This is a genomic window from Planctomycetia bacterium (genome assembly GCA_015075745.1).
Taxonomy (GTDB): Bacteria; Planctomycetota; Phycisphaerae; order UBA1845; family UTPLA1; genus UTPLA1.
On record JABTTW010000002.1, the window covers coordinates 1,096,081 to 1,117,005 of the forward strand.

Consider the following 20,925-nt stretch of genomic DNA (forward strand, 5'->3'; position numbering starts at 1 on the left):
ACGCCCTAATTCACTTTCAACTCTTGACCGCGCCGCGAACGTCTTCAAGGGCCGTGCCCCCTTTGGTCACCCGACGCTTGGACTTAATCTTGCCGCCGGACTTCTCCAATTCCATGTGAACCCGGCTGCCGCGACCCGTCTTCGGATCCACTGGCAACACATTGGAAACATGGATCGATGCTTCCTTGCGGATACGGCCGCCCTGCGGACTCCGACGGCTCGGCTTCATGTGGCGATAGACCAGATTCACGCCTTCGACCACCACGCGCTGCTTGTCGGGATCGACTCGCAGGACCTTGCCCTGCTCACCGCGGTGATCCCCTGAGATCACCTCGACCCGATCGCCTTTTCGTACTTTCGCCGCCATAAGCCTGTCTCACTCCGTCGCTGACTTAGACCACTTCGCTCGCCAGCGAGACGATCTTCATGAATCCCATGTCGCGAAGCTCGCGGGCAACGGCTCCGAAAATGCGAGTGCCTTTCGGGTTGCGATCATCATCGATAATCACCGCCGCGTTCGAGTCGAAACGGACATAACTGCCGTCCCGCCGCTTCACCGGCGACTTCGTTCGAACTATGACGCACTTGACCTTTCGTCGCTGGGCTCGTTCCTTGCGGTTGTTGCCCACGATGTAGTCGCTATTGGGTAGCGCCTTCTTCACGCTGCAAACAACAACGTCGCCGACCGAGGCGGTTCGGCGCGTGAAGCCCTGGCGCCGAGTCGATCCGCCCAGTACGCGAATCACCAACGCCCGCTTCGCGCCGGTGTTGTCTGCTATATCAAGGACGCTTTCCGACTGAATCATGGAAAACTCGCTCCGCTATGCCTGCACTGCCCGACGCACGACCTTTGAAAGCCGCCACGACTTTGACTTACTGATCGGCCGGCACTCAACAATTTCCACCACGTCGCCCACCTTGGCTTCATTCTGCTCATCGTGAACATGAATCACGCTGCGACGACGCTGATACTTCCCATATTTCGCGTGCTTCACCAGACGATCGATCCGGACCTTGATCGTCTTGTCGCGGCTGTCGCTATCGACGACTGCGAGGCGCGCTCGCCGGGCCTTGCGCACCGAAGTCTGATCGCTCTTTGCTGCATCCGTCATGGCTGATCCGTCCTCGTCCATTCTTTATCGAGTCGCCTTCGCGGCCGTTCCCGCGGACTCCATGTGATACTGCTTCTGCTCGATATCCTTCTCGCCGCGCTCGTTGAGCACCGTAAAGACCCGTGCAATGTCCTTCTGGGTCTTGTGAAGCTGGGAAGGGTCCTCCAGCTTTTCGGTGACGCGCTGACTGCGCAAATCGAACAGGTGCCGGCGCAGGCGATCCAGCTCCGCGTGCAGCTCTTCGGTCTTCATATCCCGGATTTCGTTTATCTTCATCTTCGCCGGTCCCGGCCCGATGCGTTCGAGCCAGCCTAAATACCCTTTTGTCGCTTACAGTCCGTGTCGCCGCTTCAGAAATCGACAGCGATACGGCATCTTCCTCGAAACTCGCGAGAGCGCCTGCCGGGCTACGTCCTCAGGAACGCCCCCGATCTCAAACAGCACGGTCCCGGGCTTCACAACGGCAACCCAGTAATCCGGTTCACCCTTGCCCTTACCCATGCGCGTTTCCAACGGCTTGCTGGAGACGCTCTTGTGCGGAAAGATGCGGATAAACACCCGACCCTGCCGCTGCAGATAGTGCGACGCACACATGCGCCCCGCCTCGATCTGCCTGCCGGAAATCCAGCCGGGCTCCAACACCTGCAAGCCGAAATCGCCGTAGGCAACCGTGTTGCCACGCGTGGCGTTCCCGTGAATCTTGCCGCGCTGATGCTTGCGGAACTTTACTCGCGCCGGCATGAGTGCCATGTCACTGACTCCCTATCCATCGCTCCACGCCGCGCTCGCGGCGAGGAGGTTTTCGTCTATTCTCCGCCCGGACCGCGAGGCCGGCGTCCGCCGTTGTCGCCGGCCGTGCCGGCAGCCACACGCTCGTTATGCGCTTCATCGCGGTAGGACCCATGGTGCAGCCAAACTCGCACGCCAAGCGCCCCGTATGTCGTGAAGCTCTGGGCAAATCCGTAATCCACGTGCGCCTGAAGCGTCTGAAGCGGGATCGATCCCAGCTTCTGCGTCTCCTGGCGGGACATCTCCGCACCGCCCAGACGCCCCTTGCAGATAATCTTGATGCCAAGCGCCCCAGCCGCCATCGTCGCCTCGCAGTGCATCTTCATAACGCGGCGGAAACTACCCCGCTTCTTCAACTGCTCGGCAATATCCAATGCAATGAGCTGCGCATCGAGATCGGGATTCTTGATCTCTTTGATGTTCACGCTCACCTTGCGATCGATCAGGTCTTCCAACGCCTCGCGAAGCTTGTCCACTTCCGCGCCCTTGGGACCGATGACCATGCCCGGTCGGGCAGTCGCCACCTGAACCTTGACCTCATTGCGGGTGCGCTCGATCTGAACGCCCGAGCAACCGGCATAAGGCGGCGTTCGATTCAGCCGCTCATGAATCAGCTTTCGAATCTTAAAGTCCTCAATCAGGAACTCCGCGTAGGCCGCCTTCGGGGCGAACCACTTGGAACGCCAGTCCTCGGTCACGCTGATCCGAAATCCAATTGGATGAACCTTCTGTCCCATGTTGGATTACTTCCTCGGTCCTTCCGCCACCGTCACTACGATGTGGCTCGTTCGCTTCATGATTGCATGTGCCCGACCGCGGTCCTTCGGCTGAAACCGCTTAATGATCGGGCCCGGGTCCACCCGAGCCTCGTGCACGAAAAGACCTCGAACGTTGGCCTCTTTTTCGTCGGCGTCCGCCATCGCTGCGCGGAGCACCTTGTCAATCAAAACGCTCGCCCGCTTGCGCGTGAACTTCAGCAGATCAAGCGCGTCGTCCACTGGGCGACCGGCGATGAGCTGAGTCACCAGCCGAGCCTTCCGCGGGCTGATCCGGGCATATCGATGTATGGAGGTCCATTTCGCCATTGGATTACCCAATCACTTACTTCTTCGCGTCCGCGTCAGCCTTCTTCACGCCGGAGTGGCCACGCCAGGTCCGTGTCGGAGAAAACTCGCCCAGCTTGTGTCCCACCATGTCTTCCGTCACAAATACTTTCTTGAATATCTTGCCGTTATGCACATCAAACGTGCGACCAACGAACTCAGGCGGAATCGTGCAGCGCCGCGCCCACGTCTTGATGGGTTCGTGACTGCCCATTGACATTGCCTTCTCGACCTTCTCATAAAGCCGAGGATCGACAAACGGTCCCTTTTTTAAGCTGCGTCCCATACGTTTCGCGCCCTAATCCTTCAGTCCAGTTTCTTGCGAGCCTTACTTGCGCCGCGGCAATGATACCTGTCCATAGCGACGACTCTTTCGCCGCCGCAGAATTCGTCGATTCGAGTTCAGTCGCGGGTTACGCGTCCGACCACCCTTGGCCAACTTGCCCGTCGGGCTGCACGGATGACGTCCGCCGCCGCTACGTCCTTCGCCGCCGCCCAGCGGATGGGCGACCGGATTCTGTGCCGTCCCGCGAACATGCGGCCGTCGGCCCAAATACCGCCGACGACCCGCCTTTCCGTACACGATGTTCTTAAAGTCAGCATTGCCGACCTGGCCGATCGTCGCGCGACAATCCGCTCGCACCTGCCGCATTTCCCCCGAAGGCAGAATGATCGTCGCCCAATTGCCTTCTTTGGCAACGAAGCGCGCCGTCCCACCGGCGGTCCGACACATCTTGCCCCCCTGGCCGGCGATGATCTCAATATTGTGAATGTCCAGGCCGACCGGCATGTCCTTCAGCGCCATCGCGCAACCGACCTGAGGCTCAGCCTTTGAGCCGCTCATCACCTTTGTCCCCGCCGTCAGGCCGTTGGGGGCAAGGATATATCGTAGCTCACCATCTGCATATTTCAGCAACGCGATAAAGCTGTTGCGGTTCGGATCGTACTCGATCGCCTCAACCACGGCCGCAATGTCGTCCTTATTGCGCTTAAAGTCGATCACACGGTACAGCCGCTTGTGGCCGCCGCCCCGAAATCGCGATGTCGTGAAGCCCTGGTTGTTTCGACCACCGGTCTTCGACAACGGCCGAACCAGCGCCTTGACCGGGCGACGACTCCGCGACGTCAACTCGGCGAAATCATTGACGCTCGACTGCCGCCGGCCGGGAGTCGTCTTCTTATGAATTTTTACGCCCATGTCGCACGAACCTGTCTAATTCGTCGCACTAGCGACGAGTCAATTACTTCCCTAGAACAAATCGATGTGGTGCTCGGGCTTGAGAACCACCACCGCCTTCTTCCACTCCCGAGTCATGCCGAACTTAAACCGCGTGCGACGCTTTTTGCCCGCACAGACGCTCGTCCGAACGCTTTGAACCTTGACGCCATAAATCTTTTCAATCGCGTCGCAAATCTCGATCTTGTTTGCGGACGGATGAACCTCGAAGCTGTATGCGCCGCCGCGGCCTGGCCGTGTGTGCGATGCACCGTACGACTGGCGACTCTGGTGAGTCCCCTTCTCTGTGACCAGTGGCCTGCGAATGACGTGGTAGATATCCATCGCTCCACCTTACCCCTGCACGGCCGCGCGACCGCCCAATACCGGATCCTTCGTCAGCGACTGAAACGCTTCCGGCGTAAACATAAGACGCCGCGCCCGCAGCACTTCATGGGCGTTCATGTCCCATACCTGCTTCAAGCAGAACCCCGGAATGTTCCGTCCCGACAACAACAGATTCTTATCAACCGCCGACACTGCGAGCAGCGCCCCGCGATCCGACTTTGTCGCTCGCAGAACGGACGCAAGCGTCTTCGTCTTTGGCGCGTCTAGCGTCAGTCCGGTCAGGATCACCGCGGTGCCCGCCTGAGCCTTTGCCAGAATCGCCGAATTCCGAGCCAGCCGACGCATGTTCTTCGATAGCTTCTTCGAGTAATCTCGATTCGTCTTGGCGAAGGCGTGTCCGCCGCCCACGCGAACCGGTGTTCGCAGGTTTCCGGCGCGAGCGCGACCAGTCCCCTTCTGACGATACAGCTTCCGCGACGACCCATGCACCTCCGCACGAGTCTTCGTCTTGTGCGTGCCCTGACGCTGGTTCGCGCGGTACGTCACGACCGCCTGTTTCAGCAAGTCGATCCGCACGCGACCGCCCAGGAGCTCCGGGTCCAGCTTCTCGCTGCCAACCTGCTCGCCCTTCGTATTCAGAATGGGTATCTCGATCATAGCGACACTACATCTAAAAAGGTCGCCCCGGCTCTCACCGAACGACCTGTCCGTTGGTTAACCCTTCGTTTTCGCCTTGGAGATGATCACGTATCCGTTCTTCGGACCCGGGACCGTCCCCTGAATAAGAAGCAGATTACGATCCTTGTCGATCATCACCAGCTTTTGATTGCGGGCCGTGCAGCGTTCGTGCCCCATGTGACCCGACATGCGCTTGCCCTTTTTAATACAACGTCCAAGGCCGCGATTGCCGGAGGAGCCGATGCCACCCGGCGAGCGGTGCTTCCGCTCGGTTCCGTGCGAGGCCGGCTGTCCCTTGAAGCCATGCCGCTTCATGACGCCCTGATATCCCTTGCCGATCGACGTGCCGACCACATCCACATACTTCACTTCCGGCGACTCAAACAACTCTACCGTGACGACGTCACCCGCCTTCTGCTCCGTCGGAGCCGCCAACCGAATCTCCCGGACAAATCGCTGTGGCACCGTCTTCGCCGCATGGGCATGACCAATCTGCGGCCGAGTGCTCCGGCTTGCCCGCGCATTCTCAAACCCCAGTTGAACGGCCTCGTACCCGTCGCAATCCTTCGTCTTCACCTGAAGGATCGGGCACGGACCGGCCTGCACCACCGTCACCGGAACTGATGCGCCGTCCTTGGCGAACACGCGCGTCATGCCGATTTTTTTTCCAAGGATGGCCGCGGTCATGAGGTACAAAATCCCTTCCCTGACGGTTAATGAAACCGCGCGATAAGGCTCACGCAACGAACAAACTGCGCTGTATCAAAAAGAAGTCCGGACGCCGATATCGGTGCCAACGTCAGGTCACCGATCCTGCATCACGCTCTGATTTTTACAAATACGCCTGCCGGAACAACCAGCCGATTCAGTGCCTCCACAGTCCGGGCCGTCGGGTCGAAGATGTCGATCACACGCTTGTGAGTCCGCATCTCGAATTGCTCCATGGACTTCTTGTCAACGTGGGGGCTTCGAAGCACCGTATAACGCTCAATTCGCGTCGGAAGTGGAATAGGGCCGCTTACGCGGGCGCTCGTCCGCTTGGCATGTTCGCAAATCTCACGCGCTGAAATATCCAACGCCTGATGATCGTATGCCTCCATCCGTATTCGAATTCGATCCAGCGCCACAGGTGTTTCCGATCCGTCTGAGTGTTTCGCCTCGCCCCCTGTCAAAATTGGGGCAAGACAGGAAAGCGTACCAGACCGTCGATCAATGTCAAGCAACCTGGGCCCTAAAACCAGATTCTTCGCAATCAGTCATAACTTCCTGAATTAACACGACTTATGGCAGGGGCAGTGGGCCGGGGTCAATTTGCAGGCCTGATGCACCTGGAAATCTTGATTTTTGACATTTCCGCGAACTCTTTCGCCATACCCCAGTCCCCTCCGAGCCGGCCTTTCTCGACTGGCGAACGTTTCCAACACCCCGATCCCCAACCCGTTGACCGCTACCGAACCGTTTATGTCAACACGGGACGTCAATGTCGCCCCCTCTTTAGTCACTGGGTGATCCACCAGTGGAATTGATGGACTAAGCCCCGTACCCGTGCAGCTTGAGCAGGGCCTGTTGTTGGGCCGGCGGCATCGCTTCGTAGGCGTGCGGCTCCATCGAGTAGCTGGCCCGGCCCTGGGTCAATGTTCGAAGCTTCGTCGCATACTGAAAAAGCTCCGACAACGGTGCAAGGCCGTGGATGATTCGATATTGCCCGCGGCTTTCCGTGTCCTCAATGATTCCGCGCCGAGCCGCCAGATCACTATTCACCACACCGAAGAAATCCTCCGGCACCGTGACCTGAAGCTTCATCATCGGCTCAAGCATGATCGGACCCGCCGCCTTACAGGCCTCTTCAAAAGCAAGCCGGCCGGCGTTTTCGAATGCAAGGTCGGAGCTGTCCACCTCGTGCTGTTGCGCATCGATCAGCGTCACGCGCACGTCGAGAATCTCGTAACCCGCCAGCACGCCCATGGGTAGCGCGTCACGCACGCCCCGCTCAACCGCCGCGACGTAATCATGGTCGATCGACACGCCGCGAAGCCCATTGTAAAACTCGAAATGATCTCTGCCCTTTTCGCGTGCCAATGGTTCGACGCGCAGTTTGATGACCGCATATTGTCCCCGACCGCCTGTCTGCCGGATGAATCGGCCCTCCGCCTCCGCCGCCCGGGAAATCGTCTCCCGATAGGAAACACGCGGCTTCCCCACATTGACCGGCACGCCAAAATCGTGAGCGAGCTTGTACGCGAGAACTTCCAGATGCAATTCTCCCATACCGCTGATCAGCGTCTGGCCTGTTTCAGCGTCAAAGTGATGCTTGAACGTAGGATCCTGACGCTCTAGTTTCGCGAGCGACTCTCCGAGCTGATCCTTGTCCTTGGTGTTCTTCGGCTCCACGGAAACACTGATGACCGGCGCGGGAAACTCGATTCGTCCGAGTACGACCGGCGCCGACGTCTCGCAAATCGTGTGGCCCGTCAGCGAGTCCTTCAGTCCCAGACATGCGACGATATCGCCCGCAGGAGCTTCGTCGATCTGCTCCCGGCGTTTCGCGAACATGCGAAACATCCGGCTCAGATTCTCCTTCTTGCCCGTATTCCCGTTCAGAAGACGCATCCCGCTTTTGAGCACCCCGCTATAAACGCGGATGTAGTACAAGTCCATCGGCTTGTCTGAGACGATCTTGAAGACCAGGCCCGCAAGCGGCTCGCTCCTCGATGGACGCCGGATCACCACCGTTTCATCATTAATCGACTTCACTCCCTGGACCGGCGGCCGATCGAGCGGGGACGGCAGATAGTCCAGCACGCCGTCCAGCAGCGGCTGCACACCGATCTTCTTCAGCGATGACCCGCAAAACACCGGCTGCAGCACATTGCCGATCGTCGCTCGTCGAAGCGCCGCCTTGATCTCCGAAACCTCAAGCGGCGTCTCTTCCAGATACTTGTGCATCAGCCCGTCGTCCGTCTCGGCGACCTTTTCCTCAAGCTCGTGGCGAAGGCTCCGCGCCGTCTCCATCAGGCTTTCTGGAATAGCCTCTTCAACAACCGTAACTCCCTCCTGTCCGGTGAATCGAAGTGCTCTCATCGAGAGCAGGTCGATGACGCCGCTGAACCCCGATTCCGCCCCAATCGGGAATTGCACCGCAACCGGATGTGCCTCGAGGCGCTTTCGAATCGACGCCACCGAGCTTTCGAAATCGGCCCCGATCTTGTCCATCTTGTTCAGAAAGCAGATCGTCGGGACGCCATACTTCTTCGCCTGTCGCCACACGGTCTCTGATTGCGCCTCGACGCCTTCCTTCGAATCGAAGACAACAATCGCCCCATCCAATACCCGAAGGCTGCGCTCCACCTCTGCCGTGAAATCTACGTGGCCCGGCGTATCAATCAGATTGATGGTGTGATCGCGCCAAGGGCAGGTCACCGCCGCGCTGAAAATGGTGATGCCGCGATTCTGCTCTTGCTCGTCAAAGTCAGTAGTCGTCGTTCCGTCATCGACCTCTCCGATTTTGTGCGTCCGCCCGGTGTAAAAGAGGATTCGCTCCGTCGTTGTCGTTTTTCCGGCGTCGATATGGGCGGCAATCCCGATGTTCCGCACGCGGTGCATCGGGTCGCTCGATTGGCCGGGCTCCTCCTTGGTTGACTGTGGTTTCATGTTTCTAGAATCCTGCATGGCTGGAGGAGGAAGGGCGTATGTCCACCCCTCAATATTCTCGATCGCAATCCATCTAATGGTCGAACGGGGGATGATATAGGAAGCAATTGACCCTGTCGTCTCGTCTCGTTTGATCAACCGTCTGTCCGCGATGACATTCGAGCCAACACAGAGTGGATTGTGGTTGCGGAGGCGCGGGGAAGGGAAAGTCCTGGAGTGGAGTTGTGGGATCTACAAAAGAAAAAATACCGCGACTGCACAAGGCAGCCGCGGTACTTTGATCACAGTGAAACCTGAAGGAGCCCGAGAGCTCCGGTTGATATTTACTTGCGTCGGCGGGCGAAGAACACCAGGCCGCCAAGCAGCAGACCAAGCGTCGCAGGCTCCGGCGTCAGGCTGACGGTCAGCAGGTAGGAACCCGACTCAGGATGCGGACCGCCGAAGATGTCGTCGATGCCGTCGAAGTCGAAATCGGCATAACCCGAAACCGACAGCCAGACCATCTGGGCAACGCCGCTGTCATTCGAATAGCGAACAGCGCTACCGCGGGTCGGACCGGCAGGGCCAGTCGACCAGGAAGCATCGTCACCGGCATCATCATTGTCGTTCGCGAGGCCAAGGCTATCCCAGACACCCATGACGGTGTCAGGCGAGCTCGGGAAAACACCAAGCGGCGTGGTGATAGCCGTCAGGATGCACCCGCTCGGAATCGTCAACTTATAAAAGTCAACGTCGCCTGCCGAAAGGCTGGCCATGCCGACGTCTGCGCTCAACGCGCAGGAGCCATCATTCCAGTCAGCCGTATTGCTGACAAGCACATCGGCTGTCGCCAACGTGTTGTTGCCGGCCGTGTCAAAGCCAACGAAGACGGCATTCGCCGACGTCGCGGCCATCAATACGATTCCAGTGATAAGTGCTGTGATCCGCATTTCATCTCCTCCGATTTTCTGCCAGCCCATTCTGGGCGAACATTACTTCTGACCCATTCCTTAGAGTTCTGCTTACTGAACTCGAACCGCAATGTACCACGTCTCGCTGGTCCGAGTCAAGCTTTGCAGGACCCTAATTCCTTTTTTTGGTAGTAGTTTTATCCGACCCCACCAGCCCAAAACCATGTCGCTAAACCCCCCGGCCTCTGACACATAAGTACCTGTAAGAACGGATGTTATCTCCCGTCACCGGCGCCTGCCGTGCAACTACCACTACTCTCATATCCTGCCCGTACGGGTCCGGATCCTGTCCACAAACCCCTCTTCCGCCGGGGTGATATTCGCCTCCTGCCCCCCGCCCTAATTCTTTCGAATTACCCAGATTATCGCGAGTCCCATAGTCCCCAGGCCCCGGAATCCCCCAAGGCAGCCTCAATCCAGTCGGGATCACTACTCCTTGAGTAGGATCGGCTCGCCAGGACAGAAAATGTCACGGGCCCGCCCGAGACCCATGTCTATTTGAGGTAATATGGACGCCGGATCGTGAGTCTCCCGGGGCGTTGCCGCCGGCCCAGCCGATGCATTGTTACGGACCAGGACCGATCCCCGCCGGAACGAAGAGGTGCTTGATGAGAAGGAAAATAACGATCGCACTTTGGTTCGTTGGCTCTGTCTGGCTCATCACGAATAGTGCCGTCGTCGCGGAAGAATCGATTCCTTCCATCGAGGCTCAGGCGATCGCCGCAGCGGAGAAAGTGGATGCCGTCAGCGCCAAGATGCGAATCAATACGTTGGTGAAGATGGGTGATGCGGACATCGAAAGTGAGTCTAACGGAACCTACGAGCATCAGCGGCATGGCAACCGAATCGTCTTTCGAATCGACCTCAACAACGTCGTCACCTCAAGGCATCAGGGACAAACCCGAAAGGCCGAACAAACCGTCCTGACCATTAGTGACGGCTCAGCCTGTTACGTAATCACCACCCAGGCCGGACGCAAGCCGACAGTCACGAAGTCGATCGCCCAGCCCGGCCAAAACATCGTGGCCGATGAGAATTTCTTCACCAGCCTCAAGAAGTCATACGACCTCCGCGTCCTGCCCGACCAAAACATTGAAGGCAAGAAAGCGTGGGTCATCGAGGCTACTCCCAAGGCCGCTTCCGACGACCAGCCCGCCAAGACCATTCATTACATTCAGAAGGAGTCCGGCCTCCGCGTTAAAAGCACGGGACATGACAAGACCGGCCGCCGCATTCAGCTCACCGCCCTGTCGCAGATCAACCTGAAACCCGACATCAAACCCGACAGATTCCTGGTGGAGCTTCCCGACGACGTGACCATCGTGGATATGACCGGCAAGTAGCCCACCCTTGCTCACGCCGACCGCAACTCCCCTTGTCGCATTTCTTCAAGGCTGCGTTCGTCCCCATCCAGCGCTTTCCCCACAAAATCTGCGGATTCCGGGAACAAACGAACCGCGGAACCGGTTCTCATTTCCAGACAGTCTTCGCGCTTTTGAGCTGGCTGATGCCGAAGACTGCTTCGAGAAACAAGACACTCCCTCCGGCCGAATACCCCGGACTTTGCATTTGCGGGCTCCGCTATTAAATGAGCAGGTACCGCGCCCCACCGAAAGACTCAGCGCCCACCCAAAACCCACTCCCACTCCACCCTTGGGCGGGCGTGCCTGGCAGTCTCGTTCGCGAGACTGCCAGGCGTATCTTTTTGTGGCCAGTGACCCTCTCCCCCCATCATGGATTTGGATTCGTCTTGCCCCCGCTGTGGCGATGTAGAATAATCCCGTTTTTATGCCATCCCTTTCATCGAACCGTGCCGTCGACGAGACATCCGAGGAAGCCCTCCTCGCCGGTCTTCGCGCCGAGGACGATGATGCCTTTACGATTTTTGCGCACCAACATGCCGGCCCGATGCTGGCCGTGGCCCGGCGAATCGTAGGCAACGAAGAGGATGCCCGCGACGCACTTCAAGAGGCCTTTCTCTCCGCGTTCAAGGCCATCAAGTCTTTCGAAGGCGGCTCAAGGCTCTCCACCTGGCTGCATCGAATCGTCGTCAATGCCGCACTGATGAAACTGCGCTCCCGCAAGCGGGTTCAGGAACGATCCATCGAAGACCTGCTGCCGAAGTTCCTGTCCGACGGCCATCCGGCAACCCCGGCCTCGGCCTGGCGGGAAACAGGCGATTCAGAGGCACAGCGAAAGGAAAATCGGACGCTGGTCCGGGCAGCCATCGACGAACTACCCGAGATTTACCGTACCGTTTTGCTCCTCCGCGACATCGAAGAGTTGAGTACGGAGGAAACAAGTGAGGTGCTGGGAATTAATAACAACGCTGTCAAAACGCGACTTCATCGGGCACGGCAGGCCCTGCGGACCCTGCTCGATCCCCATTTTCGGGAGGGGCCGTAATGGGACTTTGGTCTCGCATGATCGCAAAGTTGCACTTGTTCGGGGCCCGGCGCGGTCTGCGCGAGCCGCTTTTGACCTGCCGTGAAGTCATCGATTTCATCGAGGCCTACCGAACGGGCGAACTTCCGGCCGAGCAGCGCCGCGAGTTTCAAATCCATATCGACGTGTGCCCTCCATGCGTGTCGTTTCTCGACACCTATGAGACGACCATCAAGTTGGAGAAGTGCTGTCGCGATGATTCGGCTGACATTGAGGTACCGCCCGAGCTGATCAAGGCCATTCTCGCCTCCCGCGAAAAGTAGCACCCAACGAGAGAAGCCCATGGACGGGCAGTCCACGGGCTCCTCATTGATCCACTGATCGCCGACGACGATTCGTTACTCGCCTTCGGTCACCTTCACCTTGACCGGGCTGTCTTCCATCGCCTGATCGAGCGCGTCCTTCAGCTCGACGTGCATCGTCGCGGGATTGCTGCTGGAGACGTCCATCAGCTTGATCTGGCGGACGTTCTCATTGCCCGCATCGCCGCTGGTCCATTTGATGGAAATCAAACCGCTATCCTCCACCGAGACTTCCGGCGTGCCATCGAATTTCTCTGCCGGCAGTGTCGCCAGTCGCTTGATGCTTAATGCGCCACCTTCCTCAACGGCCGTGGTAAAGACGCTCAGGTTCTCGCCCGACTCATCTTCGATGAGATAGAGCGCCCGATCCGAGCCGGCCGCGTTCGTCCACTCATGGACCGGCTCGGCATCGCCCAGATCTTCAATCGTTGCCGCGATCGGGCCGTCCGTGCTGACGCGCCGCCTGGAGACGTTCACGTCCTCGGTCATCTGGTCTCCGTCGTCCAGGTTGACCTGCACGCGCATCTCGTGCTCGCCGGCATCGGCGTTCTCCGTCTTGCGAACCTGCACATGCGCATCCCGGCCGTCGGCGAGCGTGGTTACCAGCTCGCCCTCATGTGTGCCGTCGCCGACCGGCTGAAGCTCAACGTCCAACTGCTGGCCGTCGATCTCCACCGTCACGAACAGGCTCTTGATGTAATCAATCCCGCCGCCGGCCGCGAACGCGCCGCCGCCGAGCACCAGAATCCCCAGCGCCGCGGCCACTGCCGGGCGATGAGCAAATCGTCGCGAAACCGTCGTCTTATCGAACTCCTTCATCAATTTCTCCTCGAGTTGGGGGTCAAACGAAGGCCCGTCATACTGGACGGACCGAAGGGAACCTAGCGCGCTATCTACCATGTCACGATCGCGATTCATGCTGATACGTCTCCTTTCGGAGCAACATTCGAAGGGCTCGTTCCGCTGCTCGCGGCGCCGGCTTCAGGCGGCCGGCGTTTCAATAACCGCTCGCGCATCGCGTCTCTGCCGCGCGACAGCCGGGACTTCACAGTCCCCAGCCGACAGCCAACAGCAACGGCGATGTCCTGCAGACTCAGACCCTCGAGATAATGCAGTGATAAGACAGTCTGGAATTTCGGCGGCAGCTCCAAGAGCGCCAACCGGGCTCGCTCGGCATCGGTCTCGGGCAGGTCGTGTCTGACCGAACCATTGCCGCCGCTGCTTGCGCCGTTGCCATCCGTCGGCCCGCGCATCGCGGCGAAGAACCCCTCGATCACGCTGCGCCGCTGTTGCCTTCTCACCCATCGATTAACCGTGGTCGTCGCAATTCGGTACAGCCACGCCTTGATCGGCACGCCCCGCTGCCGGTATCGCGGCAGGTATCGAAGGGCAGCCGTGAACACATCGGCCGTCAGGTCCTCGGCGGCATGGGCATCGCCGATCCGCCGGAGAATGTAGCCGACGATCATGCCGTAGTGCCGCCGGTACAGAATGGCAAAGGCCTCCCGATCCCGCTTCGCCCGCTCGACCAGGGCCGCCTCGGCATCATCGATGGTCAGGTGAGTCTGAGGAATGGGTATGGCCAATTGCACGGTCCGACTCCTGGCGTCTTGTAATCCGCGGGTCAAATGATGCGTTTCCTTCCGCTGTCTGCCATATAAAAGACGCGAGCCCGGGGGCCGGTTCCGTCGGAATCTGCGAATTTGCTCTCCATGGCCGAAACAATGGACCAACGCCGTAGTTTCGCAAGGTGACATAAGGTGACACAAGGCCTTCGAGAATCGTGCCAACACTTGTGGCGGGCATGTGTTGGGGTGGTGCAGGTTTTTGGCGGTTTTTCGGTGAAAAAGGCACGAGATATGCGGCCCTGGACTAGAGTCGGGGAGGGGTCAACAAGGCAACGGGTCGAGGGTCTTAGAGTGTTCATCGCTCGGCACCTCATGCGCCAGGGTCAAATTGGGCTCCATATATGAAATCTTGCTCCGCGCCCGCGCCTGCGGCAACTGATCCTGATGCCCTTCCAATTCGCACTCCACGCCTGAGAGCATCATCGCAAGTAAGTCTCGTGGGATTCCATTTTTAGCCCCCCAAGGGGGCGTTGGAATGTAGCCACGGGTGGAGCATCGCCGAGGCGCCAGCCGTTGGCGATGCGGAACCCGTGGAATGGTTCGACGAGTATGATAAGCCCCGAAGGGGCGTTGGAAGTCTCCGTTGACCAGCAGGTGTCGCATGCCCGGCACGTACTCGCAGGTTCTGTTACACGTCGTCTTCAGCACCAAGCATCGCGAGAAATGGATCAGTGCGCAGATCGCAGAGCGTCTCTTCCCATACATCGGCGGGATCATTCGCACTGAGAAGGGGACACTGCTCGACGTCGGCGGCATGGAGGATCATGTGCACCTGTACTTGCGCTGGCGGCCGGACGAGTCGATTTCAAATCTGATGCGAGTCGTGAAAGCGCGGTCGTCGAAATGGGTCCATGAAACGTTTCCAGAGCTCGCCGCGTTTGCATGGCAGGAGGGTTACTCCGCCTTTTCGGTCAGCAAGTCGCAGGAAGACGTGGTTAAAAAATACATCGCGAATCAGGCCGAGCATCATCGGCGTGAAGATTTTCGATCGGAGTTGCTGCGATTGCTGAGGGCGCACGGGGTCGAGTTCGACGTGAAGTATGTGTGTGATTGATGCACCTCTGCCCAGTCGAAAGCTTCCTCCGCCCCTAGCCGGGGCGGGGAGCGCTGCGCGATCAATTCCACGGGTTGCGCTCGGCGGCATGCGCCGCCTTCGCTCCACCCGTGGCTACAATCCGTCACCCGCTTCGGGGCGAAAAATCATTCGTGCGAGAAGGAATTCTCGCACGAGCGGCTTTGAGATCGGCCCGCCCACCACCGGTTGAAACCGGTTGCAAACACCGGCCGGCTAAAGCCCGGCCTCTGGAAGAACCGGCCTAATCTGCGCGCACATAGAGCAAGAATCCTTAGATGGAGCCCAATTTGACCCTGGCGCATGAGGTGCCGCGCGATGAGCACTCGAAAAAAGACCCTCGGCCCCTTGGAACCTCGACCCCTCGGCCCCTTCTTGTGTCACCCTCCCGGCACATTTTTCAAAGACTTACAAACGAAATTCCCCGAAATTTTCCGTGCTCTTTCGGGCATGTACCGGTCGTGTTTCACCTTGCGCATTTTCACGAAAAACCGCCAAAAACCCGAAGCGCCCCAACTCATGCCCTCCACAAGTGTTGGCACGATTTCCAAGAACCATGTGTCACCTTATGTCACCTTCGATTTTGCAGCACTTGCGCGCGATCAACGCCCTTGTTTTCACCCTCGGCGCCTCGGCCCCTCGTTCCCTCGGCCCCTTTTTCCCGCCTATTGTCACCCTGGATTTGTCGACGCCCGAAACGGCGTTTCAGCCCAACGGCGCGTGGCGCGGCAGCGGCCGGGCGGCCGATGACTATAATGCCCGACCCGCACGGACAAGGCCCCGAACCGGGCCAACTTGGAAAGGACTGAATGATTTTCGGAAAATGGATCGCACCGCGTGTCCTCATTGGATTAACGATTCTGGCGGCTGGTTGCCACGAGCCGCCGGTCAAGCTGAGCGAGGCGAAGCTCGACGGCGCAGAGAATCAAAAAACTTCGGCGCCCAGATACTGGGAGCAGGAGCCCCAGCACATCCCCCCCACCGGCTATCGCAAAGTCGCCCTGGTCGAATTTGCGATTGAATACGTCACCGAAAAGCTCGAATCGCTCTCCGACAACCAGCCCGGCGTGGTGATCCACGAATTCATCCCCATCGGCTTCGTCACCTCGATGGCCGGTGCAGGCCGGATTCGCATTCAGATCGACGAGGCACTGCGCAAGGAGTTCCCCGACGAGCTGCACGACCACTTCGTCGGGCTGCTCAAGGCCGAGGGCTACGAATTGATCCCGCAGGAGGCCGTCCGCTCGGCGCCGTCTTACAAGAAGCTGGTCCTCGGCGAGCCGGGCCACAACGACCTGGGCCATGCCTTCAACGTGGCCGGGACGGATGTCGGCGTGCCGCGGCTGCTCGTCATCGAGCCGGCGACGGGCTACGACGTCATCTTGGGGACGAACGACATGCGCACCGTGGAGCAGGTGGAGCAGGACCTGATCGAGGAGACCGGCGCGGACGCGGCGCTGCGCGTGCGATTTCGAATCAGCGTTTATCGCCAGGTGGCGTCGATGGAGAAGTGGTCGATCATGCGCGTGACCAAGGGCGAGAAGTCCGGGTTTCACTTCGCCGAGCGATCGCTGATCTCCGACGAGACAGTTGTGGAGAAGGAAGACTTCCTGCCGGTCGCGGGCATCATCAAGAAGATCAACACCGATCAGTACCGCGAGGCGATCCGCAAACTGTATCCGCCCTTCCTGGCGATGGCGGTGCAGACGCTGGTAGCGGAGCCGGTGAAGACGGAGCTGGCCGAGGTGAATTAGCCCGGCTGCGGGGCAATGGCTGGCTGATGAGAGGGGTTATTTGAGGCTGCCGTCGACGAGACGGATTTCTTCGATGTTCACGAACTGGATGCCGTGGACGCCATCCTGGGTGGGATCGGCCGAGCCGGACAACGTGACCGAGACCATTCCGCCGAATGCGGCGCCGCCTTGGGTGTAAGACCCGCCGATGAAGTCCCCGGGTGTCAGGGTGCCGACACCCATGACCGTCACCGTCCAGCCGCCGCCGCTGAGCTGAAGAACGTCAAAATCCTCCTGGCCGTCAAAGGCGTCGGAACCGTTCTCCGTGAAGAATCCGCCGGTCATTCGACTGTCGGACATGTAGGTGTCGTTACCTGTCCCTGCAAAAAAAAAGTCGGGCCCAAGGCCGCCCGCGGCCATATCGTTCCCGGGACCGCCGGTGAGGGTGTCCGCGCCGGGTCCGCCGAAGAGCATATCGTTGTCGTCGCCGCCCTCGATCATGTCCGCGCGGTTGCCGCCCTGAATCGTGTCATTGCCGTCGCCGCCGAAGAAGGTGATCGACTTGTCGAAATCGGACGGGCCGGAGCCAATGTCCGGGAGCGTGACCATGTCATCCCCGCCGAGCGCGTCGTAGTACTCAGTCTTGCTGAACTGACCGGCCACAAGGGTGTTGAAATCGACCGCGTCGTTTCCCTCGGTGAAGAGGGTCAGGGCCTGCATGGTGACGGTGACGGTGAGCGTGTCCATCGTCGACGCCATGTCGTTGTTGGAGGTCTCGGTGGCGGTCGCTGTGACGCTCAGCATGACTGTATCGGCGGTCATCGCGGTGAGGGTGAGGCCTGCGAGGTCACCGGGGGCGAGGGTCCAGGAGCCGCCGCCGTTGTCTGTTCCCGCTGAGAGCGTCGCGTCGAGCGGGACGTTTTCGACTGTGATGGAGAGCGTTTCGGAGCCGTCGGAGTCGACCAGCGAGGCTGTGATGTCGAGGGCGATGGCTTCGTTGGTCAGGCCCGACGTGTCCATGACGGAGAGGTTCGGCGCATCGGCGACGGCGGCGACGTTGATGGTCACCGTGCTGCCGACCGTGGCGAGGCCGTCGGTGACGTCGTAGGCGAAGTCGCCGGCTGGCCCTGATGCATCGAGGGCCGCGTCGAAGAGCAGGCCGGTGAGATCGGCTTCGCTGAGGATGTCGGTGACCATGACCGGCGTGCCGTCGGCGAGGGTGACGGTTCCGAGCATGGCATCGGGCAGGCCGGTGACGGTGATGGTCAGCATGTCGCCGACGTCGGGGTCGGTGGGGGCGACGATGTTGAGGGGGTTGTCCTGGGAGTCTTCGTCTACGTTCAAGACGGATGGCTCGGCGACGATGGGTTCGTCGTTGGAGCCGTTAACGGTGACGGTGACGGTCGCGGTGCTTTGCGCGCCAAAGGTGTCTTCGATGGTGTAGGTGAAGGTGTCGGTGGTCGATTCATCCTGGCCGAGATCATTGAAGAGGCCGGTGAAATCGTAGATGACATCGTCGCCGACGATCGAGACGACGGCCCCGGCGATGGAGTCGGTGACGTTGGAGATGAAAAATGTGTCGCCGATGTCAATGTCGGAGTCATTGGAGAGGATCGTCGCGATCGGGATGACGAGCGGCGGAGCGTCCTTGAGGACTTCGACCATGTCATCTTCGGCGACGGGCGGGTCATTGACTCCGGTGACGGTCATGGTGACGGTCGCGGAGGCGGTGAGGCCGGCGAGGTCCTCAATTGTGTAGGTGAAGGTGTCGGTCGTGTTTGCGCCGGCGGCGAGCTCCTGGAAGAGGCCGGTGTGGTCGTAGATGACGTCGTCGCCGACGATGGAGACGACGGCGCCGGCGGCGGAATCGGTGACGTTGGAGATGGCGATGCTGTCGCCGATGTCGATGTCGAAGTCGTTGGCGAGGAGGTCGGGGCCGAAGAGGGTGACGGGGTCGCCGTCTTCCGTCGCCTGGCCTTCGTCATCCATCGCGACGGGCGGATCGTTGACGCCGTTTACCGTGACGGTGACGACGGCGGTGTCCTGGCCGCCGTGGGCGTCGTCGATGGTGTAGGTAAAGGTGTCGGTGGCGTTCTGACCGGCGCCGAGTTCGAGGAAGCTTTCGCCGGGGTCGTAGGTGACTTCGTTGCTATCGAGCGAGACGGCGCCGGTGGCGCTTGCGGCGTCGATGGAGACAATTGTCAGGACGTCGTCGGCGTCGATGTCGGTGTCGTTGGCGAGGAAGAAGGAGGCGGGCTGGGTCGTGGCGGGACCATCGGCGTCGACCGCGAATTCGTCGTCCGCGGCGATGGGGTCGTCATTGCGGCCGGTGATGTTGATGGTGACTGTGGCGGTGCTGGTTGCGCCGGCCAGGTCCTGCATGGTGTAGGTGAAGAGGTCGGTTGTGTTCGCGCCGGCGGAGAGGCTCTGGAAGAGGCCGGTGTGATCGTAGATGACGTTGGTGCCGACGATGGTGACGACGGCTCCGGCGAATGAGTCGGTGACGTTGGAGATGGTGAGCATGTCGCCGGTCGGCAGGTCCACGTCGGTGTCATTGGCGAGCAGGGTCGCGAAGGGGAGATTGAGGGGCGGATCGTCTTCGAAGGTGGCGCCGACATCGTTGAACGCCATGGGCGGATCGTTCAGCGGTGTGACGGTGACGGAGACGACGGTCGTGGCGCAGAGGGGAACCGCTCCGGCATCGCAGACTTCGTAAGCGAAGGCGTCGGGACCGTTGAAGTCTGTGTTGGGTGTGTAGGTGATGGCGCCGGTCATCGCGTTTACGCTCGTCGTGCCGCTTGCGGGGGCGAGGACGATGCGAACGGACGAGACGGCGAGACCGAAGTCGGCATCTTCATCGTTGGCGAGCACGTCGATGGTGACGGGAGTGTCTTCGGGCGTAGTGGCAGCGTCGGGCCGGGCGATCGGGGGCGCGGGGGTTGGGAGCGGTTGAGAGCCGCCATCGCCGTCGTCGCCGCCGTCGTCGGGCTGCTGGGAGAGGTAGTTGAAAATGACGTCGGCGATGATCTGGAAGATTGTGAAGAGAAGCAGATAGCCGAGACAGCCGGGACAGAACTGGAAGAGAAACGCGAGGAGAATGACAGTGGGGTCAATGACGAGTTGGGCGCTGTTGTCCTTGCCGCTGAGGCTCAGGACTTCGTCGACCTTCGTGGGATCGACGACGAGACTCATCAACTCCGGGTTAGCGGCAACGTAGGCGTCGACGCCGGTAAGGCCGACGGGCAGCTCTCGGGCGGATAGGACTTTTTCCGGCTGCCACTGGTCGCCCCGTGCGGAGATGACGCGGGTGACCTGTTTTGTCTTGGGATTGAACTCCATGGAGGTGTTCTTGCCGCGGCGGCTGGTGGCGAGGTTTGTCAGTGCGAGACCATCGCGGCCTTCACCGTAACCGCCCTGGATGTTTCGATCGGGCTCGGGGTAGATGAGTCGGAATTGGTTGGAGGACGGGTCAATTTCGAGTGCGATGGCGCCGCCGAAGGCGGTGTTGTTGAGTTCGAGTGTGAGTGGATGATTGGGGGTGAGGTTGATCCGGATGGCTCGGGCGGCGTCGAAACTGTTTGCGCCGCAGCCGGCCCAGTAGTTGATGTTGAGAATGAGGGCGGCACAGAGCAGGGCTTTGAGCCGAAAGAGGAAACGGCGCCGTCCAGCGAGCATGATGCAATTCTCCCCTGTCGCGATAGCGATTGAGCGCATGAGCGCGGTTGCGAGGCGGCAATGACGCCGTCGGTCGCCAGGCCCCCGGTGTGCGGGATGAGTTTCCCCCTCCGCCTGCGACTAGTTGACAGTCTAACGGAGTTTGTGAGATCGGGTCAAGAAAGAGGGCCGGATTTGAAGGGGAAACGCGAAAAGCGGGGCGTGCCCCACGGCCCTTTCGGCG

23 protein-coding genes are annotated in these 20,925 nt (G+C 59.9%); 5 read left to right on the plus strand and 18 right to left on the minus strand.

The window, feature by feature from the left end; translation table 11 throughout:
• Positions 1 to 16: 16 nt before the first annotated feature.
• The 15 genes from rplX to HS101_18130 all read right to left on the minus strand — a co-directional run bounded on the left by rplX (position 17) and on the right by HS101_18130 (position 9,826).
• Complete coding sequence (rplX, locus tag HS101_18060) at positions 17 to 367, minus strand: 50S ribosomal protein L24 (GenBank protein ID MBE7508172.1); 351 nt, start codon at positions 365 to 367, stop codon at positions 17 to 19.
• A 25-nt stretch (positions 368 to 392) separates the two neighbouring features.
• Entirely contained in the window at positions 393 to 806 is a 414-nt protein-coding gene (gene rplN / locus HS101_18065; GenBank protein ID MBE7508173.1) for a 50S ribosomal protein L14, read from the minus strand.
• 15 nt (positions 807 to 821) lie between these two features.
• Entirely contained in the window at positions 822 to 1,112 is a 291-nt protein-coding gene (gene rpsQ, locus HS101_18070; protein ID MBE7508174.1) for a 30S ribosomal protein S17, read from the minus strand.
• Positions 1,113 to 1,136: 24 nt separating this feature from the next.
• Positions 1,137 to 1,388 carry a 50S ribosomal protein L29 gene (gene rpmC / locus HS101_18075; protein ID MBE7508175.1) on the minus strand — a complete coding sequence of 84 codons (252 nt, stop codon included), beginning with the start codon at positions 1,386 to 1,388 and terminating at the stop codon, positions 1,137 to 1,139.
• Positions 1,389 to 1,442: 54 nt separating this feature from the next.
• Positions 1,443 to 1,862 carry a 50S ribosomal protein L16 gene (rplP, locus tag HS101_18080; protein MBE7508176.1) on the minus strand — a complete coding sequence of 140 codons (420 nt, stop codon included), beginning with the start codon at positions 1,860 to 1,862 and terminating at the stop codon, positions 1,443 to 1,445.
• 56 nt (positions 1,863 to 1,918) lie between these two features.
• Positions 1,919 to 2,638, minus strand: a complete 720-nt coding sequence (rpsC, locus tag HS101_18085; GenBank protein ID MBE7508177.1) for a 30S ribosomal protein S3 — start codon at positions 2,636 to 2,638, stop codon at positions 1,919 to 1,921.
• A 6-nt stretch (positions 2,639 to 2,644) separates the two neighbouring features.
• Entirely contained in the window at positions 2,645 to 2,986 is a 342-nt protein-coding gene (rplV, locus tag HS101_18090; GenBank protein ID MBE7508178.1) for a 50S ribosomal protein L22, read from the minus strand.
• 16 nt (positions 2,987 to 3,002) lie between these two features.
• Complete coding sequence (rpsS, locus tag HS101_18095; protein MBE7508179.1) at positions 3,003 to 3,290, minus strand: 30S ribosomal protein S19; 288 nt, start codon at positions 3,288 to 3,290, stop codon at positions 3,003 to 3,005.
• Positions 3,291 to 3,332: 42 nt separating this feature from the next.
• Positions 3,333 to 4,202, minus strand: a complete 870-nt coding sequence (rplB, locus tag HS101_18100) for a 50S ribosomal protein L2 (protein MBE7508180.1) — start codon at positions 4,200 to 4,202, stop codon at positions 3,333 to 3,335.
• A gap of 51 nt (positions 4,203 to 4,253) precedes the next feature.
• On the minus strand, positions 4,254 to 4,565 hold the full coding sequence (gene rplW, locus HS101_18105; GenBank protein ID MBE7508181.1) for a 50S ribosomal protein L23: 312 nt from the start codon (positions 4,563 to 4,565) through the stop codon (positions 4,254 to 4,256).
• A gap of 9 nt (positions 4,566 to 4,574) precedes the next feature.
• Positions 4,575 to 5,225 (minus strand): 50S ribosomal protein L4, encoded by a 651-nt coding sequence (gene rplD / locus HS101_18110; protein ID MBE7508182.1) that lies wholly within the window; start codon positions 5,223 to 5,225, stop codon positions 4,575 to 4,577.
• A 57-nt stretch (positions 5,226 to 5,282) separates the two neighbouring features.
• Positions 5,283 to 5,933, minus strand: a complete 651-nt coding sequence (gene rplC, locus HS101_18115) for a 50S ribosomal protein L3 (GenBank protein ID MBE7508183.1) — start codon at positions 5,931 to 5,933, stop codon at positions 5,283 to 5,285.
• Positions 5,934 to 6,064: 131 nt separating this feature from the next.
• Entirely contained in the window at positions 6,065 to 6,373 is a 309-nt protein-coding gene (gene rpsJ, locus HS101_18120; GenBank protein ID MBE7508184.1) for a 30S ribosomal protein S10, read from the minus strand.
• A gap of 403 nt (positions 6,374 to 6,776) precedes the next feature.
• Entirely contained in the window at positions 6,777 to 8,897 is a 2,121-nt protein-coding gene (gene fusA, locus HS101_18125) for an elongation factor G (GenBank protein MBE7508185.1), read from the minus strand.
• 323 nt (positions 8,898 to 9,220) lie between these two features.
• On the minus strand, positions 9,221 to 9,826 hold the full coding sequence (locus HS101_18130) for a PEP-CTERM sorting domain-containing protein (protein ID MBE7508186.1): 606 nt from the start codon (positions 9,824 to 9,826) through the stop codon (positions 9,221 to 9,223).
• Positions 9,827 to 10,455: 629 nt separating this feature from the next.
• Here HS101_18130 and HS101_18135 point away from each other — a divergent pair.
• The 3 genes from HS101_18135 to HS101_18145 all read left to right on the plus strand — a co-directional run bounded on the left by HS101_18135 (position 10,456) and on the right by HS101_18145 (position 12,555).
• Positions 10,456 to 11,190, plus strand: coding sequence for a hypothetical protein (locus HS101_18135; GenBank protein ID MBE7508187.1), 735 nt, complete (start codon positions 10,456 to 10,458; stop codon positions 11,188 to 11,190).
• 445 nt (positions 11,191 to 11,635) lie between these two features.
• The gene (locus tag HS101_18140; GenBank protein MBE7508188.1) at positions 11,636 to 12,253 is read left to right on the plus strand and encodes a sigma-70 family RNA polymerase sigma factor; all 618 of its coding nucleotides are present in this window, start codon (positions 11,636 to 11,638) and stop codon (positions 12,251 to 12,253) included.
• Entirely contained in the window at positions 12,253 to 12,555 is a 303-nt protein-coding gene (locus HS101_18145) for a zf-HC2 domain-containing protein (protein ID MBE7508189.1), read from the plus strand. The genes HS101_18140 and HS101_18145 overlap by 1 nt, the downstream gene beginning before the upstream one ends.
• 75 nt (positions 12,556 to 12,630) lie before the next feature.
• Here the strand turns inward: HS101_18145 and HS101_18150 are convergent, their stop codons facing one another.
• Both HS101_18150 and HS101_18155 read right to left on the minus strand, forming a co-directional pair.
• Positions 12,631 to 13,512, minus strand: coding sequence for a hypothetical protein (locus tag HS101_18150; GenBank protein MBE7508190.1), 882 nt, complete (start codon positions 13,510 to 13,512; stop codon positions 12,631 to 12,633).
• The gene (locus HS101_18155; protein ID MBE7508191.1) at positions 13,509 to 14,186 is read right to left on the minus strand and encodes an RNA polymerase sigma factor; all 678 of its coding nucleotides are present in this window, start codon (positions 14,184 to 14,186) and stop codon (positions 13,509 to 13,511) included. The genes HS101_18150 and HS101_18155 overlap by 4 nt, the downstream gene beginning before the upstream one ends.
• A 637-nt stretch (positions 14,187 to 14,823) precedes the next feature.
• Here HS101_18155 and tnpA point away from each other — a divergent pair.
• On the plus strand, positions 14,824 to 15,276 hold the full coding sequence (gene tnpA, locus HS101_18160) for an IS200/IS605 family transposase (protein MBE7508192.1): 453 nt from the start codon (positions 14,824 to 14,826) through the stop codon (positions 15,274 to 15,276).
• 827 nt (positions 15,277 to 16,103) lie between these two features.
• Positions 16,104 to 17,048, plus strand: coding sequence for a hypothetical protein (locus tag HS101_18165; protein MBE7508193.1), 945 nt, complete (start codon positions 16,104 to 16,106; stop codon positions 17,046 to 17,048).
• A gap of 36 nt (positions 17,049 to 17,084) precedes the next feature.
• Here HS101_18165 and HS101_18170 read toward each other — a convergent pair whose 3' ends face one another.
• The gene (locus tag HS101_18170; protein MBE7508194.1) at positions 17,085 to 20,702 is read right to left on the minus strand and encodes a tandem-95 repeat protein; all 3,618 of its coding nucleotides are present in this window, start codon (positions 20,700 to 20,702) and stop codon (positions 17,085 to 17,087) included.
• Positions 20,703 to 20,925 lie beyond the last annotated feature (223 nt).